This window comes from Actinomyces oris (genome assembly GCF_001937445.1).
Taxonomy (GTDB): domain Bacteria; phylum Actinomycetota; class Actinomycetes; order Actinomycetales; family Actinomycetaceae; genus Actinomyces; species Actinomyces acetigenes.
The window spans coordinates 15,451-29,768 of the sequence record NZ_MSKS01000048.1 but is presented as its reverse complement, the minus strand read 5'-3'; the positions used below and the strand labels follow the sequence as shown (position 1 = coordinate 29,768).

The following is a 14,318-nucleotide window of genomic DNA, read 5'->3' as shown; positions in this document are numbered from 1 at the left end:
CGCCGTGTGTCAGCATGTCGGGGTGACGACGAGTGAGACCTCCCCCCGCCTCCCCGACGCCTGCGCCTCGGGCCGCGCGCCCGCGCCACTGCGCATCGGACCGTTGGTGGTGCCCACACCCGTCGAGCTCGCCCCCATGGCCGGAGTCACCAACGCCTCCTTCCGCCGCCTGTGCCGGGAGATGGCCGAGGCGGCCCTGCCGGAGTCGCTGAGGCCCTCCTCCCCCGGCCCGCTGTCCGCGCCCGACGGCGGCATGCTGGCCCCGGCGGGCCTGTACGTCACGGAGATGGTCACCACCCGCGCCCTGGTGGAGCGCAATGAGCGCACCCTGGCGATGGTGCGCACCGACCCGGCCGAGAGGGTGCGTTCCATCCAGCTCTACGGGGTCGACCCGGCCACGGTGGGGGCCGCGGTGCGGATCCTGGTGGAGGAGGATCTGGCCGACCACATCGACTTGAACTTCGGCTGCCCGGTGCCCAAGGTGACCCGCAAGGGCGGTGGGGCGGCGCTGCCGTGGAAGCGCGACCTGCTGGCGGCGATCCTCACCGAGGCGGTGCGCGCCAGTGAGGCCGCCGCCCGCGCCGTCGGGCGGGCGAGGCAGGTGCCGGTGACCATGAAGATGCGTCTGGGCATTGACGAGGAGCACGAGACCTTCCTCGACGCCGCCCGGGCCGCCGACAACGCCGGGATCGCGGCCGTGGCCCTGCACGCCCGCAGCGCGCGCCAGCACTACTCGGGTCAGGCCCGTTGGGAGGAGATCGCCCGCCTCAAGGAGGCCACCGACCTGCCGGTGCTCGGCAACGGGGACATCTGGCTGGGCGACGACGCGGTGCGCATGCTGGAGGTCACCGGCTGCGACGGCGTCGTCGTGGGTCGCGGCTGCCAGGGGCGGCCCTGGCTGTTCGCCGACATCGTGTCGGCCATGCACGGCTCGCCGGCGCGCACCCGACCGGACCTGGACGCCGTCATCGAGGTGATCCGCCGCCACGGGCGCATGCTGGCTGAGGAGATGGGTGAGGACCGGGGGGTGCGTGATCTGCGCAAGCACGTGGGCTGGTACCTCAAGGGCTACCCGGTCGGCGGCGCGGCGCGCGCTGACCTCATGGGGATCCGGACCCTGGACGAGCTCGACGCCGGCCTGGAGCGGATGCGCTCGCGCCTGCCCGAGGTCGTGGACTACCCCGGTGACATCGTCGAGGGTCCCCGGGGGCGGGCCGGCAGCCCCAAGACTCCCCGTCTGCCTGACGGTTGGCTGGACTCCCCCGCCCTGGATGCGGCCCACCGCGAGATGCTCAGCCAGGCCGAGTCCGACGTCTCCGGCGGCTGAGACAGCGGCACCGCGGGTCCTTGAGGCCGGTCACCGGTTACCCGTCTACTCGTCGAGGACCGGGGTGACGCGGCACAGGGCCGCCGCGATCGCCGTGGTCGCCGGGATCGCCAGGACCAGGCCGATGGAGGAGATGAGGGTGCGCACGATCTCCTCGGCGATCTCGCCTGAGAGCATGGTGTCCAGCACGGCCCGGTCCATGAGGGCGGCGGCCAGGATGAGCGGCAGCGCCGTGCCGGCGTAGGCGAAGGCCAGGGTGTAGACGGTTGAGGCGATGTGGTCCCGGCCGATCCTCATCCCGCCGGTGAACAGGCGCGTACGCGACAGCAGCGGGTTGGCGGCGTGCAGCTCCCACACCGAGGAGGCCTGGGTGATGGTGACGTCGTTGAGGACGCCGAGCCCGGCGATGACCATGCCGCAGGTCAGCAGCGTCTGCAGATCGATGTGCGTGCGCGAGGCCAGCAGGCGGGCGGTCTCGTCGACGTCGCCGGTCAGGTGGGCCGCTCCGGTCCCCCACAGGGCGAGCAGCACGGTCAGCACGATGCCGGCCGTCGTTCCCAGCAGGGCGGTCGTGGTGCGGATGGACACGCCGTGGGCCACGTAGACGGCCGCCAGCATCATCGCCATCGATCCGACCAGGGTCACCGCCAGCGGGTGGGAGCCGGACAGGAGCGCCGGGATCATGAAGAAGGCGAGCACGCCGGTGGCCACCAGCAGGCCCAGGACGCTCAGGACACCCTTGCGCCCGGCCACGGCGACGACGAGCACCAGGTAGACGACCGCCAGGGCGCCGACCGGGAGCTGGCGCTGGTAGTCGATGAAGGAGTAGGGGGAGCCGGACAGGATGGCCTGGGGCGAGTAGAGGACGACGAGCCGGTCACCGGCGTGGGCGAGCCTGCGGGGCTCGCCCACCAGCTGGACCGGCATCACCAGGCCCTTGCCCTCCCCCTCAGTGATGCGGGCGCACACGTGACCCTTGGCGAACTCCTCGGGCTTGACGCCGTTGACCTCCGTCAGGGCGCTCACCGAGCTCTGACAGCCCGACAGGTCCGTGGAGGTGATGGTGGCCTTGCCCACCGAGCCGCCCTCGGCGGTGAAGGAGCGCGAGCCGATGAGTGAGCTCTTGCCCGGCCAGAGCACGAACAGTCCGACGACGGTGGCCAGCACCAGGGCACCGACGATGGCACCGAGCACGATCCGCACCCGGCGGGCCTCCCCCGCATCCAGGTCCAGGGGCCCGGAGTGGGAGTGACTGTGGCCGCTGCGGCTATGACGGTTGTGGCTCCTGCTGTCCCGCCCCTCCTCGACCGGCGGCTCGGGAAGGCTCTCGGAGGGGACGGACTCGTTGCTCGGGGAGGTCGAGTTGGTGCTCACCGTCCCATCATGCCCGCCCCGTGTCCCTGACGTGAGCCAGGGACACGGGGCGGGACCCGGATGGTGGCCGGGTCAGCGAGACTGCCGGACTGTCCGGCGCGGCTCAGCAGCCGATGAGGCGCTCAGCCAGGTAACGCTCGACACCCTCGAGCGGGATGCGCTCCTGGGTCATCGTGTCGCGCTCGCGCACGGTGACCGCCCCGTCCTCAGGCGAGTCGAAGTCGTAGGTCAGGCAGAAGGGCGTGCCGACCTCGTCCTGGCGGCGGTAGCGACGGCCGACCGCGCCGGCGTCGTCGTACTCCACGTTCCAGGAGCGGCGCAGGCGTGCGGCCAGCTCCTTGGCCGGGCCGGTCAGCTCCTCCTTACGGCTCAGCGGCAGGACGGCGGCCTTGACCGGGGCGATGCGCGCATCGAGCTTGAGCACGATGCGCTTGTCCACCCCTCCCTTGGTGTTGGGGGCCTCGTCCTCGGTGTAGGCCTCTACGAGGAAGGCCATGAGCGAGCGGGTCAGGCCGGCGGAGGGCTCGATGACGTAGGGGGTCCAGCGCTCGGAGCGGGTCTGGTCGAAGTAGGACAGGTCCTTGCCGGAGTGCTCGGCGTGGGTGGACAGGTCGAAGTCGGTGCGGTTGGCGATACCCTCGAGCTCGCCCCACTCCGAGCCGGCGAAGCCGAAGCGGTACTCCAGGTCCACGGTGCGCTTGGAGTAGTGGGAGAGCTTCTCGGCGGGGTGCTCGTAGAGGCGCAGGTTGTCCTCACTGATGCCCAGGTCGGTGTACCAGGCCTTGCGGTAGTCGATCCAGTACTGGTGCCACTCCTCGTCGGTGCCCGGCTCGCAGAAGAACTCCAGCTCCATCTGCTCGAACTCGCGGGTGCGGAAGATGAAGTTGCCCGGCGTGATCTCGTTGCGGAAGGACTTGCCCACCTGGCCGATGCCGAAGGGCGGCTTCTTGCGGGCCGCGCTCATGACGTTGGCGAAGTTGATGAAGATGCCCTGGGCGGTCTCGGGGCGCAGGTAGTGCAGGCCGGACTCGTCGTCGACCGGCCCCAGGTAGGTCTTGAGCAGGCCGGAGAACTCGCGCGGCTCGGTCCAGGAGCCCGGCTGGCCGGTGACGGGGTCGGGAACCATGTCGAGGGTGACGGTCTCGGGGTCGAGGCCCTTGCGGGCGGCGTATTCCTCGACGAGCTGGTCAGCGCGGTAGCGCTTGTGGGTGTGCAGGGACTCCACGAGCGGGTCGGTGAAGGCGCCGACGTGACCGGAGGCGACCCAGGTCTCACGCGGCAGGATGACGGAGGAGTCCAGCCCGACGACGTCGTCGCGCGAGCGGACCATGTACTGCCACCACTGGCGCTTGATGTTCTCCTTGAGCTCGACGCCCAGCGGCCCGTAGTCCCAGGCCGAGCGGGTTCCGCCGTAGATCTCGCCGCAGGGGAAGACGAACCCGCGCCGCTTGGCGAGGTTGATGACGGCGTCGAGGCGTGAAGGGGTGGATGCCAACGGATGCTCCTTCAGGAGTAGTCGTGGTCCCGCCTGGTTGGTGGGGACGAGTAGGAACAGTCTAGGCGGACAGGCGCCGAGCGTTGGTGAGGGGCCCGTCGCACCACGGATGCGCGCCCACGCGCCGGGCAGGCTCGCCGGACCTCCGTTCAAGCCGGCTCTCAGCAGCGCTCGCGCGGACTCGCCCCAAGTTTGACGCAGGACCGCCAGAGTATGAGAATGATTCGCATGAATGTTTCACAGGCTCGTTCCCGTCATCTCCACCGCGTCGTGGCGCTCGGAGCCACCCTGATGCTGGCTGCCGGCATGAGCGCGTGCAGCGCCCTGAAGAGCGAGAGCTCCTCGAGTGCCTCGGCACCGCACACGATCGCCCCGGGCAAGACCCTGACGGTCTCCACGTCCTTCTACCCGATCCAGTTCCTGGCCGAGGCCATCGGCGGCAAGCTCGTCAAGGTCTCCACCGTGACCCCCTCCAACGTCGAGCCGCACGACTTCGAGCTCTCCGGCAAGGAGACCGCCGAGCTGGGCAAGGCCGACCTCATCGCCTACGTCCCCGGCTTCCAGCCCTCCCTGGACAAGGCGGTCAAGGAGGTCGGCTCCGGACCCACCGTGGTGGACCTGAGCAAGCCGGCCAACCTCGTCCACCACGAGGGGGTTGAGGAGGAGCACGAGCACGGCGAGGAGGCCGCGGACGGTGCCTCCGCCACGGCCAGTGCCGCCGCCACCGCACAGGCCGGCGAGGCGGAGCACGACGAGCACGGCGAGCACAGTCACGATGAGCACGGCCACGCCGAGGGCGATCAGGGGCACGACGGCGACCTCGACCCGCACTTCTGGCTCGACCCGGACCGCATGATCAAGGTGGCCGAGGCCCTTGAGGCCTCCTTCGCCCAGATCGACCCGGCCAACGCCAACGACTACAAGGCGGGCCTGGACAAGCTCAAGACGGCGCTGACCAACCTGGACAACCAGTACAAGCAGGGCCTGACCAGCTGCCAGCACAAGACCTTCATCACCTCCCACGCCGCCTTCGGCTACATGGCCGAGCGCTACGGCCTGACCCAGGCCTCCATCTCCGGCATCGACCCGGAGGCCGAGCCCAGCCCCGCCGAGATGGCCAACATCAAGTCGGTGGTCGAGAAGACGGGGGTCAAGACGATCTTCACCGAGGAGCTGGTCTCCGACACCCCCGCCAAGGCGATCGCTGCGGAGACCGGGGCGGAGACCAGCGTCCTCAGTCCCCTGGAGTCCAAGCCCGAGCGAGGCGACTACACCGACGCCATGACCACCAACCTGGACCGGCTCAAGTCCGCCATGGTGTGCAAGTAGCCTCGAGCCCGAGCCGCCAAGCCCGGGATCCCGAGCAGGTGACGTCCACTCAGATTGGCATGATCACAACCGTATGACCTCATCATCTTCACCTTCACCAGCGTCTGCGACGACGCCGTCCGGCTCACCCCGGGCGGCGTCGTCCGCGCTCGCCATCAGGGTCCGCGAGCTCAGCGTCGTCCTGGGCTCCTCCCTCATCCTGGACGACGTGAGCCTGGCCGTGGGCGGCGGCGAGTCCGTGGCGATCCTGGGCTCCAACGGCTCGGGCAAGTCCACCCTCGTCAAGGCCGTTCTGGGCCTGGTGCCCCTGTCCGGCGGCAGCATCGAGGTACTGGGCACCCCCACCTCGCACCGCCGCAGGGTCCCCTGGGAGCGCGTCGGCTACGTTCCCCAGCGGATCGGTGCCGGCTCCGGCGTCCCGGCCACCGCCCTGGAGGTGGTGCGCTCCGGGCTTCTGGGGCCGCGCCGTCCCTGGGCCGATCGGGGGCGGAGCGCCAAGCGGAAGGCCATGGCCGCGCTCGACGCCGTCGGCCTGGCCCACCGGGCCGCGGACCACGTCCAGGTCTTCTCCGGTGGGCAGGCCCAGCGGGTCCTCATCGCCCGGGCCCTGGTCCGCTCCCCCGAGCTGCTCATCCTTGATGAGCCCCTGGCCGGCATCGACCGCGCCAGCCGCGAGTCCCTGGCCGAGATCCTCCAGGGGCTGCGCGCGCAGGGGCTGACCCTGGTGACGGTCCTGCACGAGATGAGCGAGCTCGCCGACGTCGTCCAGCGGGCGATCCTCCTGCAGGACGGCCGGCTCGTCGCCGACGGCCCGGCCGACGAGGTCGCTCATCTTCGCGACAGCGGGGCCAGCACGCCGCAGGGTGACCCGCACCGCGCTCACAGCGGCGACGGTGGCGATCACCACCACCCGGACGCCGGCGGCCCTCCGGCTCACCACGCCCCCGTCCTCGACCACCGTCTGCCTGAAACGCGCCCTCATCCCGGTAGGAGCACCCGCCCATGATCGAGTTCGTCTCCGACATGCTCGCCAGCCCCCTCATCCAGCGCGCCTTCATCGTGGCGGTCCTGGTGGGGCTGGCCGCCCCCGTGGTGGGCACCTACCTGGTTCAGCGGGGCCTGGCGCTGCTGGGCGACGGGATCGGGCACATCGCCCTGACCGGGATCGCCCTGGGGTGGCTGGCCGGGGCCGCCGCCAACGTCACTCCCCACGACGCCTGGGCCGTGCCCGGGGCGATCATCATCAGCGTGCTGGGAGCCGTGATGATCGAGGTCATTCGCGCCAACGGCCGTACCCGGGGAGACGTGGCCCTGGCGATCCTGTTCTACGGGGGCATCGCCGGGGGTGTCATCCTCATTCGCGTCGCCGGCGGGACGACGACGAATCTCAACTCCTACCTGTTCGGCTCGATCTCCACGGTCTCGGTCTCCGACGCCTGGTTCACCATCGCCCTGGCCACATTGGTGCTCCTGGTGGGGCTGGGGCTGCGCGGCCCGCTGTTCGCGCTGTGCCACGACGAGGAGTTCGCCCACGCCTGCGGGCTGCCCACCGGTGCCCTCAACGTGCTGGTGGCGGTGGTGGCGGCGCTGACGGTCTCCGTGTCCATGCGGGTGGTGGGCGCCCTGCTGGTCTCAGCGGTTATGATCGTGCCGGTGGCCATCGCCCAGCTCGTCTCGCACTCCTTCGCCCGCACCATGTACCTGGCAATGGGGCTGGGCGTGGTGGCCTGCGTGTCAGGTCTGACGATCACCTATCTGGTGGCGGCCTCTCCCGGCGCCATGATCGTGGTACTCCTAGTAGGGGGCTACGCCGTCGTCGCCCTCCTGTCCGGACTGCTGCAGCTCGTCAGCCGCTCCCGACGGCACCACATCACCTCAGGAGGCAGATCATGAGCGCAAGCAGCACGGCGCAGCGCCCCCGCGCCACACGCCAGCGCGCCGCCGTTGCCGACATCCTCGCCCGCACCGACGAGTTCCGCTCGGCCCAGCAGATCCACTCCGCCCTGGAGGCTGAGGGCACCAAGGTGGGGCTGGCCACCGTCTACCGCAACTTGCAGACCCTGGCGGAGTCCGGCGCGGTGGACCAGGTGCGCAGCGCCGAGGGCGAGGTCCTCTACCGGGCCTGTGAGAAGCAGGAGCACCACCACCACATCGTGTGCCGCCGCTGCGGCTACACCGTGGAGGTGTCCGGCGGCGAGCTGGAGGAGTGGATTGGGCGGGTCTCGACCCAGCAGGGCTTCACCCAGATGAAGCACACGGCGGAGTTCTTCGGCCTGTGCTCCACCTGCTCGGCCCAGGACGCCTCACAGGACTGAACAGGTCTGATCGGCCCGGTGCCCGAGCCGGCTTGTGCCAGGCGACTGGCTACTGAGCGTCGGGGCGCGGAGACTCGTCAGCCTCATCGCCCTCCGGGTCCTCGGCGCCGGTGGGCTCCTCGTGCAGCACCTTGTCCACGGCCCCGCCGTAGCGGCGCTCGCGCCCGGCGTAGGCCTCGCAGGCCTTCCACAGCTCGGTGCGATTGAAGTCCGGCCAGGCCAGGGGTGAGAAGTAGAGCTCGGCGTAGGAGGAGGACCACATAAGGAAGTTGGAGGTGCGCTGCTCGTCGCCGGTGCGGATGAACAGATCCACGTCCCGCATGGTGGGTGAGTAGAGGTAACGCTGGATGGTCTTCTCGTTGATGGAGGAGGCCTTGAGGCGGCCGGCGGCAACGTCCTCGGCGATGGCTCGGGTGGCGTCGGCGATCTCGGCCCGCCCGCCGTAGTTGATGCACAGGTTGAGGACCAGGCCCGTGTTGTCGGCGGTGACGCGCTCGGCCTCACGCAGCTCACGCAGAACGGACTTCCACAGGCGCGGGGTGCGTCCGACCCAGCGCAGCCTGACGTTCCAGGAGTTGAGGACATCGCGCTGGACGCGCAGGACCTTGCGGGCGAACCCCATGATGAAGCGGACCTCGCCGGGTGAGCGCCGCCAGTTCTCGGTGGAGAAGGCGTAGACGCTCAGCTCTTTCACTCCGATCTCGATGGCGCCGGCGGCGACGTCGAGCATATTGGCCTCCCCCACCCGGTGGCCCTCGGTGCGGGGCAGGCCGCGGGCGTTGGCCCAGCGCCCGTTGCCGTCCATGACGACGGCGACGTGCTGGGGCAGGGAGGCGGCCGGCAGCACGGGCGGGGTCAGGCCGGGTCGGTGCAGGGGTGGGGCGGCCTCAACCGTCATGTCTCTGGCGACGTCTGTCATGGTTATGCCCTTTCCACCAGTGCGAGGGAGCGCAGGCGCCGCTCCAGGTACCAGGTCGTGTAGGCCGAGACGAGTCCGGAGGCCTGGGACCGCTCGCGCTGGCCGGAGGCGTCGGCCACGGCCCAGTCGCCGGAGAGCAGGGCGCCCAGGAGCGCCATCGTGGCCGGCTCGACCTCGACGGCGCCGGCCGAGCGGCAGGACTCGCACACCGCGCCACCGGCCTGCACGTGGAAGGCCCGGTGCGGTCCGGGGACGCCGCACCGGGCGCAGTCGTAGCACGAGGGCGCCCAGCCCCCCAGGGCCAGAGCCCGCAGCAGGTAGGAGTCCAGGATGAGTCCGGGGGCGTGGCGCCGGTGGGACATGGCGGCCAGGGCCCCGGCCAGCAGCAGGTACTGCTGGGGGCTGGCCTCGGTGCCCAGGTCACCGTCGTCGGCGCTGAGCCGCTCGGCGGTCTCCACCATGGTCGAGGCGCAGGTGAACATGGCGTAGTCGGCACTCACGGCCCGCCCGAAGGGGTCGATGATCTCAGCCTGGGTGACGACGTCGAGGCTGCGTCCGGCGTGGAGCTGGACATCGGTCATGGAGAAGGGCTCCAGACGGGCACCGAAGCGGGAGGTGATGCGGCGCACCCCCTTGGCCACGGCGCGCACCTGGCCGTGGTGGCGGGTGAGCATCACGATGATGCGGTCGGCCTCGCCCAGCTTGTAGGTGCGCAGGATGATCGCCTCATCCCGGTACAGCCTGCTCGTCACGGGCGCAGTCTCTCACGCCCCTCAGCGCAGGGCGCGATTGAGGGCGGAGATGACGGCCTTGAAGGAGGAGGTGGTGATGGAGGGGTCGATGCCCACGCCCCACAGGACCTGGCCGTCAACCTCGCACTCGACGTAGCTGGCGGCCTTCGCGTCGCGCCCCTCACTCAGAGCGTGCTCGACGTAGTCGAGGATCCGCACGCTCAGGCCCGTGCTCTCCAGGGCGGTGACGAAGGCGTCCAGGGGGCCGTTGCCGGCGGCGGTCAGGTGCTTCTCCGCTCCGCCGTCGACCAGGGTGACGGTGAGGGTGGAGTCCTCGTCGTCACCGGCGGAGGTCAGGGTGGCGCCGCGCAGCTCGAAGCGGCCCCAGCGGCTGAGATCGGCCTCGGGGGCGGCCGCGGCGGGCAGGTACTCGTCGGCGAAGATCGACCACAGGCGGGCGCCGTCGACCTCGCCGCCGTAGGTGTCGGTGTGGCGCTGGACGATGCGGGAGAACTCGATCTGGAGGCGGCGCGGCAGCTCGAGCTTGCGGGTGGTGCCCAGCAGGTAGGCGACCCCGCCCTTGCCGGACTGGGAGTTGACGCGCACGACGGCCTCGTAGGAGCGGCCCACGTCGTGGGGGTCGATGGGCAGGTAGGGCATGGCCCAGGGGACGGCGATCTCCGCCTCGACGTCGGTCAGCCCCTCGGCCTTCTTGGCGTTGACCTGAGTGCTGCGCGCGGCGAAGCCCTTCTTGATGGCGTCCTGGTGGGAGCCGGAGAAGGAGGTGTAGACGAGCTCGCCGGCGTAAGGGGTGCGCGGGGGCACGTCCATGCCGGTGGCCCGCTCGACGGTGCGGCGGACCTCGCCGATGTCGGACAGGTCGAGCATGGGGTCCACGCCCTGGCTGAAGAGGTTGAGGGCCAGGGTCACCAGGTCCACGTTGCCGGTGCGCTCGCCGTGGCCGAACAGGCAGCCCTCAACACGGTCGGCACCGGCCATGAGGCCGAACTCGGCGGCGGCCACGCCCGAGCCGCGGTCGTTGTGGTTGTGCAGGGACAGGCACACGGACTCGCGCCGAGGCAGGTGGCGGCTCATCCACTCGATCTGGTCGGCGTAGACGTTGGGGGTGGCGCGCTCGACGGTGGCGGGCAGGTTGAGGATGATCTCGCGGTCCCCCTCGGGCTCCCACACGTCCATAACCGCCTGGCAGACCTCCAGGCTGTAGTCGAGCTCGGTGTCCACGAAGATCTCCGGGGAGTACTCGAAGCCGAAGATCGTGTCCTCGTCGAGGACCTTCTCGGCGCGGGCCATGATCTGGCGGGTGCCGTCGACGGCGAGCTCGCGGATCTGGTCGCGGTCCATGCGGAAGACGACGTTGCGGAACAGGGGCGACAGGGCGTTGTAGAGGTGGACTGTGGCCCGCGGGATGCCGACGCAGGCGTCCAGGGTGCGGTCGATGAGCTCACCGCGCGACTGGGTGAGCACCGAGATGGTGACGTCCTCGGGGATCGCGCCGTCGTCCACCAGGGAGCGCACGAAGTCGTAGTCGGTCTGGGAGGCAGCCGGGAAGCCGATCTCGATCTCCTTGAAGCCCATGGTCACGAGCAAATCGAAGATAGCGCGCTTGGCCTGGGGGCCCATGGGCTCGATGAGGGACTGGTTGCCGTCACGCAGGTCGGTGCTCAGCCACCGGGGGGCGGTGGTGATGCGCTTATCCGGCCAGGTGCGGTCGGGCAGGTCGATGGAGACGACGTCGAGGAAGGGCCGGTACTTGGCGAACGGCATACCGGAGGGCTGCTGGGGGGCGGGGCGGGCGTTGCGCATCGGGTTTCTCCTGGGATCAGATGCTTCGTGGTTCCGACGGCGATTCCTCCAGGAGCTGAGGGGCTCTGAGGGAATCCGGGGGCACGATCAAGGACGTGGCCGAGCAGGACGAGTCAGCCGCGGTCGGGGTGCCGGCCTGTCAGGCCCCGCCGCGGCGACTAAGCAGGAGGCTCACCTGGTGGCCTGGAGTCGCTCGCACGGCGTAGACCCTACCCCGATGAGGACCCATCGTCAGGTAAGGGGGTCGCATGGGACCGCAGAGTGAGACAGAGGATGAAGGGGCTCCCCCGCGGGCCATGTCTCGCACTCTGACGCACACCAACACCATGATGTAGTATACATACTACATATAGTTGCGGTTCTACTCAGGAGGGTTTGTGCGATGGCTCCAGTCATCACCACGGAGAACCTCGAGTTCTCCTACGCGGACACCCCGGTGCTGCACGGCATCGACCTGTCGGTGGAGGCCGGAGAGGTCGTCTGCCTGCTCGGCCCCAACGGCGTCGGCAAGACGACCCTCGTGGAGAACCTGCTGGGCTCTCTGACTCCGACCGCCGGCAGGGTGCGCGTGCTCGGCACCGATCCGCGCCGGGCGGGTGCCGACTTCTGGGCGAGGGTCGGGCTGGTCCAGCAGAGCTGGACCGACCATGCCAAGTGGAGGGTGCGGGACCAGCTGGAGTGGATCCGCTCAGTCCAGCTGACGGCGGCGAGCCGGGTGAGCAGCGTCAACGAGGTACTCGACGCCGTCGGCCTCAGCGAGAAGGCCGACTCCCGGTTGTCGAGGCTCTCCGGCGGGCAGCGACGCACCATTGACTTCGCGGCCGCCCTCATGGCCTCACCCGAGCTCCTCGTCCTGGATGAGCCGACGACCGGACTGGACCCGGTCTCCAAGGCGCGACTGCACGATCTCGTTCTGGCCCGGGTCGACGACGACGCCACCATCGTCATGACCACCCACGACCTGGCTGAGGCCGAGCATCTGGCCTCCCGCGTGCTCATCATGAACGAGGGACGGTTCCTCGCCGACGGCACGGTGACGGCGCTGCGCGAGCGCCTCGATCGCGGCGCCGAGATCACCTGGGTCCAGGACGGCACCCGCCACGTCCACACAACCCACTGCCCCGAGCGCTTCGTCAAGGAGCTCGACCTCGACGCCATCACCGGGCTCACCATTACCCGCCCCACTCTGGAGGAGACCTACCTCTCCCTCGTCAGCAGCAAGGAGCCCCAGTCATGAGCACTCACACTTTTCTGGCAGTTCTACGGGCGGCCCGTCGCCAGGCCGCCCTGGACCTGCGAGCAGGCGTCGTCGGGTCGGGCATCGCATTGCTGGTCTCCGTGAGCGCCATCGTGATCGTCGGCAAGAACAGCCAGGTCGCAACCGCGGCCCACGCGGCCTTCGGCTCCATGTTCCTGGCCAGCAGCATTGGCACGATCAGCTGCTTCATCACCTTCCAGATCGCCAGCGAGGCCTACGTCGACCGTATCGGTGGAGCCCTGCTGCGGGTGCGCGTCCTGCCCCACGGCCCGCTGACGTGGGCGATCGGTAAGACGATGTCCTCGATCACTCAGACCCTCGTCTTCCAGGGCGCGATTCTTCTCGGGGGAGCCTTGTTCGTTGAGGCGCTGCCCCTGAGTACGTCCCAGGTGCTGGCCTGCCTGCCGCTTATGGTGCTGTCGGCCGTTGCGACTGCCCCGCTGGGCTTCCTCGTGGGTGCCTTCGTCCGCGGCGTCTACAGCTTCATGGCCTCCTACCTGCCCATGTTCGCCCTTATCGGAACGAGCGGTTTCTTCATGCCCATGGACCGGCTCCCCTCCTGGCTGCAGGCGGTTCAGCTGACGCTGCCGACCTACTGGTCGGGGCACTTGACCCGCTGGGCACTGGTGGGCGACCCCTCGTGGGAGGTGGGCCGATCCTTCTCACCGGTGCTCGCCGTCGGGGTCCTGGCGGCATGGACGGTTCTCGGCTTCGCGGGGGCCTCGTTCATTGTGCGGCGCAGCTTCCGCAAGGAGACGATCGGTAGTCTGGCGCGCATGCAGTCCACCATTCGCTCCCAGGCCGGTCTGTGACGATGTCCGACGACGTCGTCCACAACCGGATCGCGGTCCTGCGTACCGACCGGCGGGTGAGTCGCCGAGAGCTGGCCGAGGCCCTCGGCGTCCACTACCAGACAGTGGGCTACCTCGAGCGCGGGGAGTACGCCCCCTCGCTGCACCTGGCCCTGCGCATCGCCCGCTACTTCGATGTGCCCGTGGAGTCGGTCTTCTCCCTGGAGGAGTTCCCCCGCCTGACGTGAGACACCATCACAAGGAGAGATGCAGAATCAGAGCCTCATTGACCAGCTTCATCAGGCCACTGGGTAACCAGCCGACAACCTCGCCAACTCTCTCCACGGCAACCGATCGAACTTGCTCCGCCTGAGCCTTTGAGTCCTTGGGCAAGCCAGTTGCCTCCAAGGGGAGGAAAACCTGAAAGGGAAGAACTCGCGAGGTTGAACTGGTCAATGGAACCACCGTCACAACACCGCGACCAAGGCGCGCGGCCGCCGCATTGGCATGGTCGTTACTTACTATGAGCGCAGGTCGACGCTTGTTTGCCTCACTGCCAACAGACGGCTCGAAATCGACAAGGCGGATTTCACCTCGTAGCATCCTCACCTCTATCGATCCCGTCAGCAACCACACTATCCCAGACGGTCGCATCCTCAGAGGCATCCCAGGAGGACCAGGCCTCAGCGTAAGCATCCTGAAGATCAGCTTTTCCGAGCAGGCGGATGGCATTCTGAATACCAGCAGACCTCGACGCCAAACCGTCACGCTCCACGCATCGGTCCAGCAGAATGAGGTCACTCTCCGACAAGCTCACGCTTAACTTCATACCTGTATGCTACTCAGGTAGCATCGTCAGGGGCAAGAGAGCAACGAGCCTCATCAGGCCGCTCGGAGGCGTTGCTCGAATCCGGGTGGTGCCCTTCCCCGGACAGGGAGGGCACCACCCGGTTAC

15 protein-coding genes are annotated in these 14,318 nt (G+C 69.2%); 8 read left to right on the top strand and 7 right to left on the bottom strand.

The annotated features are described in order from the left end of the window. Positions 1-22 precede the first annotated feature (22 nt). A complete protein-coding gene (gene dusB, locus BKH20_RS11710; RefSeq protein WP_143225008.1) occupies positions 23-1,327 on the top strand; it encodes a tRNA dihydrouridine synthase DusB in 1,305 nt (434 codons plus the stop codon). A gap of 45 nt (positions 1,328-1,372) precedes the next feature. On the opposite strand, the gene BKH20_RS11705 is transcribed toward dusB, so the two are convergent. Further along, positions 1,373-2,701: a YibE/F family protein gene (locus tag BKH20_RS11705; protein WP_075391202.1), complete on the bottom strand. Its 1,329-nt coding sequence runs from the start codon at positions 2,699-2,701 to the stop codon at positions 1,373-1,375. A gap of 103 nt (positions 2,702-2,804) precedes the next feature. Continuing rightward, positions 2,805-4,196 (bottom strand): glycine--tRNA ligase, encoded by a 1,392-nt coding sequence (locus BKH20_RS11700; protein WP_075391201.1) that lies wholly within the window; start codon positions 4,194-4,196, stop codon positions 2,805-2,807. Positions 4,197-4,424: 228 nt separating this feature from the next. On the opposite strand from BKH20_RS11700, the gene BKH20_RS11695 reads away from it, so the two are divergent. The 4 genes from BKH20_RS11695 to BKH20_RS11680 all read left to right on the top strand — a co-directional run bounded on the left by BKH20_RS11695 (position 4,425) and on the right by BKH20_RS11680 (position 7,840). After that, positions 4,425-5,525, top strand: coding sequence for a metal ABC transporter substrate-binding protein (locus BKH20_RS11695; protein ID WP_075391200.1), 1,101 nt, complete (start codon positions 4,425-4,427; stop codon positions 5,523-5,525). Between the two features lie 73 nt (positions 5,526-5,598). Then, positions 5,599-6,531 carry a metal ABC transporter ATP-binding protein gene (locus tag BKH20_RS11690; protein WP_075391199.1) on the top strand — a complete coding sequence of 311 codons (933 nt, stop codon included), beginning with the start codon at positions 5,599-5,601 and terminating at the stop codon, positions 6,529-6,531. Further along, positions 6,528-7,418: a metal ABC transporter permease gene (locus BKH20_RS11685; RefSeq protein WP_075391198.1), complete on the top strand. Its 891-nt coding sequence runs from the start codon at positions 6,528-6,530 to the stop codon at positions 7,416-7,418. The genes BKH20_RS11690 and BKH20_RS11685 overlap by 4 nt, the downstream gene beginning before the upstream one ends. Further along, on the top strand, positions 7,415-7,840 hold the full coding sequence (locus BKH20_RS11680) for a Fur family transcriptional regulator (protein ID WP_075391197.1): 426 nt from the start codon (positions 7,415-7,417) through the stop codon (positions 7,838-7,840). Before BKH20_RS11685 ends, BKH20_RS11680 begins: the two co-directional genes overlap by 4 nt. A gap of 49 nt (positions 7,841-7,889) precedes the next feature. Here BKH20_RS11680 and uppS read toward each other — a convergent pair whose 3' ends face one another. The 3 genes from uppS to leuA are packed head-to-tail and all read right to left on the bottom strand — an operon-like array spanning position 7,890 to position 11,314. Next, positions 7,890-8,759, bottom strand: coding sequence for a polyprenyl diphosphate synthase (gene uppS / locus BKH20_RS11675; RefSeq protein ID WP_075391196.1), 870 nt, complete (start codon positions 8,757-8,759; stop codon positions 7,890-7,892). Between the two features lie 2 nt (positions 8,760-8,761). Next, the gene (recO, locus tag BKH20_RS11670; RefSeq protein WP_075391195.1) at positions 8,762-9,511 is read right to left on the bottom strand and encodes a DNA repair protein RecO; all 750 of its coding nucleotides are present in this window, start codon (positions 9,509-9,511) and stop codon (positions 8,762-8,764) included. 21 nt (positions 9,512-9,532) lie between these two features. Further along, the gene (gene leuA / locus BKH20_RS11665) at positions 9,533-11,314 is read right to left on the bottom strand and encodes a 2-isopropylmalate synthase (protein ID WP_075391194.1); all 1,782 of its coding nucleotides are present in this window, start codon (positions 11,312-11,314) and stop codon (positions 9,533-9,535) included. Positions 11,315-11,696: 382 nt separating this feature from the next. On the opposite strand from leuA, the gene BKH20_RS11660 reads away from it, so the two are divergent. The 3 genes from BKH20_RS11660 to BKH20_RS11650 are packed head-to-tail and all read left to right on the top strand — an operon-like array spanning position 11,697 to position 13,611. Then, positions 11,697-12,551, top strand: coding sequence for an ABC transporter ATP-binding protein (locus BKH20_RS11660; protein WP_075391193.1), 855 nt, complete (start codon positions 11,697-11,699; stop codon positions 12,549-12,551). Next, positions 12,548-13,384, top strand: a complete 837-nt coding sequence (locus tag BKH20_RS11655) for an ABC transporter permease (protein WP_075391192.1) — start codon at positions 12,548-12,550, stop codon at positions 13,382-13,384. The genes BKH20_RS11660 and BKH20_RS11655 overlap by 4 nt, the downstream gene beginning before the upstream one ends. 2 nt (positions 13,385-13,386) lie before the next feature. Next, positions 13,387-13,611 (top strand): helix-turn-helix transcriptional regulator, encoded by a 225-nt coding sequence (locus tag BKH20_RS11650; RefSeq protein WP_075378154.1) that lies wholly within the window; start codon positions 13,387-13,389, stop codon positions 13,609-13,611. 7 nt (positions 13,612-13,618) lie between these two features. On the opposite strand, the gene BKH20_RS11645 is transcribed toward BKH20_RS11650, so the two are convergent. After that, positions 13,619-13,966 (bottom strand): type II toxin-antitoxin system PemK/MazF family toxin, encoded by a 348-nt coding sequence (locus BKH20_RS11645; protein WP_075391191.1) that lies wholly within the window; start codon positions 13,964-13,966, stop codon positions 13,619-13,621. Next, entirely contained in the window at positions 13,953-14,192 is a 240-nt protein-coding gene (locus BKH20_RS11640; protein WP_070660555.1) for an antitoxin, read from the bottom strand. The genes BKH20_RS11645 and BKH20_RS11640 overlap by 14 nt, the downstream gene beginning before the upstream one ends. Positions 14,193-14,318 lie beyond the last annotated feature (126 nt).

Excerpts from the sequence above, each read along its gene's own strand:
- BKH20_RS11655 (WP_075391192.1), top strand. The coding sequence starts at position 12,548 with ATGAGCACTCACACTTTTCTGGCAGTTCTACGGGCGGCCCGTCGCCAG.
- BKH20_RS11660 (WP_075391193.1), top strand. The coding sequence starts at position 11,697 with ATGGCTCCAGTCATCACCACGGAGAACCTCGAGTTCTCCTACGCGGAC.
- leuA (WP_075391194.1), bottom strand. The coding sequence starts at position 11,314 with ATGCGCAACGCCCGCCCCGCCCCCCAGCAGCCCTCCGGTATGCCGTTC.
- BKH20_RS11645 (WP_075391191.1), bottom strand. The coding sequence starts at position 13,966 with ATGCTACGAGGTGAAATCCGCCTTGTCGATTTCGAGCCGTCTGTTGGC.
- BKH20_RS11680 (WP_075391197.1), top strand. The coding sequence starts at position 7,415 with ATGAGCGCAAGCAGCACGGCGCAGCGCCCCCGCGCCACACGCCAGCGC.
- BKH20_RS11695 (WP_075391200.1), top strand. The coding sequence starts at position 4,425 with ATGAATGTTTCACAGGCTCGTTCCCGTCATCTCCACCGCGTCGTGGCG.
- BKH20_RS11650 (WP_075378154.1), top strand. The coding sequence starts at position 13,387 with ATGTCCGACGACGTCGTCCACAACCGGATCGCGGTCCTGCGTACCGAC.
- uppS (WP_075391196.1), bottom strand. The coding sequence starts at position 8,759 with ATGACAGACGTCGCCAGAGACATGACGGTTGAGGCCGCCCCACCCCTG.
- BKH20_RS11685 (WP_075391198.1), top strand. The coding sequence starts at position 6,528 with ATGATCGAGTTCGTCTCCGACATGCTCGCCAGCCCCCTCATCCAGCGC.
- BKH20_RS11690 (WP_075391199.1), top strand. The coding sequence starts at position 5,599 with ATGACCTCATCATCTTCACCTTCACCAGCGTCTGCGACGACGCCGTCC.
- BKH20_RS11640 (WP_070660555.1), bottom strand. The coding sequence starts at position 14,192 with ATGAAGTTAAGCGTGAGCTTGTCGGAGAGTGACCTCATTCTGCTGGAC.